Here is a 1832-nt window from a genome sequence, read left to right as displayed (position 1 = left end):
TGACGCCCACTTCAGAGGGCGGAATGAGAGATTAAGTCCGTTCTGTCGTCGCCTGAACGTGTGGCCTTGCCGCCTCCGGCAGATCGCGGGGCTGGCGCCGTGCTGAGGTGACTGCGTGAGTGACCGCAAGCCCTACAAGAGCGACTTATCCGACGAACGCTGGGCGCTGATCGAGCCGGTGATCACCTCGTGGAAGGTCCAGCATCCCTCGGTCAGCGGCCACGAAGGCCGCTACGAGATGCGGGAGATCGTCAACGCCCTGCTCTACCAGTCCCGGACCGGCTGCCAGTGGGACTACCTCCCACACGACCTTCCACCCGCCGGTGCGGTGAAGTACTACTTCTACACATGGCGCAATGACGGCACCGACCAGGTCATTCACGACCTGCTGCGCTGGCAGGTCCGCGAGAAGAGGGGCCGATTAGCCGACCCCAGCCTGGTGGTGCTCGACACCCAGAGCCTGCACGCGGCGGCCGGGGTGCCGGCCGAGACGACGGGACGCGACGCGGCGAAGAAGGTGCCCGGCCGCAAACGGGGACTCGCCGTGGACGTGCTTGGCCTGGTGATCGCCGTGGTCGTGCTGGCGGCCTCCGTCCACGACAACGCCTTCGGCACCGCTCTGCTCGACAAGGTCGCAGCAAGCAGTGACGGCACCGTGACGAAGGCTCTGGTGGACCAGGGGTTCGAAAAGACCGTCGTGGACCACGGCCAGCAAGTGGGCATCGACGTCGAAGTCGTCGAGCGCAAACCGGCCGAGACCGGGTTCGTCCCGCAGCCGATCCGCTGGCGAGTGGAGCAGACGAACGGGATCTTGATGCTGCATCGGCGGCTGGTACGCGACTACGAGCACCGCCCCGCCTCGGCCGAGTCCCGGGTCTACTGGGCGATAAGCGACGTGATGGTTGGCCGGCTGACCGGCGGCGCGACGTCATGGCGCGGCGCGTGACCAGTGGGGACCTGACCCTGGGGGCGGTGCTGGTACGTCTGGAGGAGCGCGAGCGGGAGATCGCCGCGCAGGCCGAAGAGACCCGCGAGCAGATCACGCGGCTCACCGCCGTGCTGGACGAGCTCGGCCGGGCCGCCGAGGAAGTGCGGATCACCCGCAAGACGCTGCTGGAGCTGCCCGACCCGGCCCGTCCGCGCCGTCGGCGTCCGCCCCGAAGCTGCCGGACGGGGCGGCCTACCAGGAAATCATGGCGGTGTTCGCCCAGGCAGACGGTCCGCTGCGGGCACGGGGCGTGTGCGAGGCGATGGATCTGGACCCCGCTCCGAACAACATCAACAACGTCCGTTTGAAGCTCAAGCGCCTGACCGGGCGCAACATCCTGGCCGAGACCGAACCGGGCTTGTTCGCCCTGCCACGACCGTAGCCGTCCGGCAAGCAGCCCTGACCAGCGCGCCTACTCGAGGTCTGAGCTCGAATCGGCCGATGAATCAAGGCCCGTCGCCTCGGACGGCGTGGCCTTGATGCTCCCCGGAGCCCAGCCGAGGACTTCCTCGAACCTGCGGGCAACGGCCGGAGTGGGCAGGTCCCCACGGTCGCGTTCGAAGGTCCTAATGGTCGCGTGACTCAGCCAGGTGCGTCGTGCGAGCTCACGCTCCGAGATCCCTTCGGCTTCACGGAACTCAACGAGGGCTCGCGCCAGCCGTGCCGATTCCTCACTCATGACCGGAGTATGTCGCAGAGCCCTGGCTGCGGACAGCCTTCTGGCTCGGCCCCAGGCTGCGAGGGCAGCAGCAGGCCCCCGCTAACTGCTCTTCCCCGCAGGCCGATCACGAGACAGAGAAAAATCGGGCAAATCTTTTCATACCGCCCTCTCAGAGCTATCCCC

The 1832-nt window shown here is 67.4% G+C and carries 3 protein-coding genes; 2 read left to right on the top strand and 1 reads right to left on the bottom strand.

The annotated features are described in order from the left end of the window. Positions 1-115: 115 nt before the first annotated feature. Positions 116-946 carry an IS5 family transposase gene (locus ACWGJO_RS41505; RefSeq protein ID WP_452190955.1) on the top strand — a complete coding sequence of 277 codons (831 nt, stop codon included), beginning with the start codon at positions 116-118 and terminating at the stop codon, positions 944-946. A 247-nt stretch (positions 947-1193) separates the two neighbouring features. Next, positions 1194-1370, top strand: a complete 177-nt coding sequence (locus tag ACWGJO_RS41500; RefSeq protein WP_452190954.1) for a hypothetical protein — start codon at positions 1194-1196, stop codon at positions 1368-1370. 30 nt (positions 1371-1400) lie between these two features. Here the strand turns inward: ACWGJO_RS41500 and ACWGJO_RS41495 are convergent, their stop codons facing one another. Next, a complete protein-coding gene (locus tag ACWGJO_RS41495) occupies positions 1401-1667 on the bottom strand; it encodes a helix-turn-helix domain-containing protein (protein WP_452190953.1) in 267 nt (88 codons plus the stop codon). Between the last annotated feature and the right edge of the window lie 165 nt (positions 1668-1832).

The sequence above is a fragment of the Kitasatospora sp. NPDC054795 genome (assembly GCF_053611565.1).
This window is presented reverse-complemented; position numbering and strand designations above follow the sequence as displayed.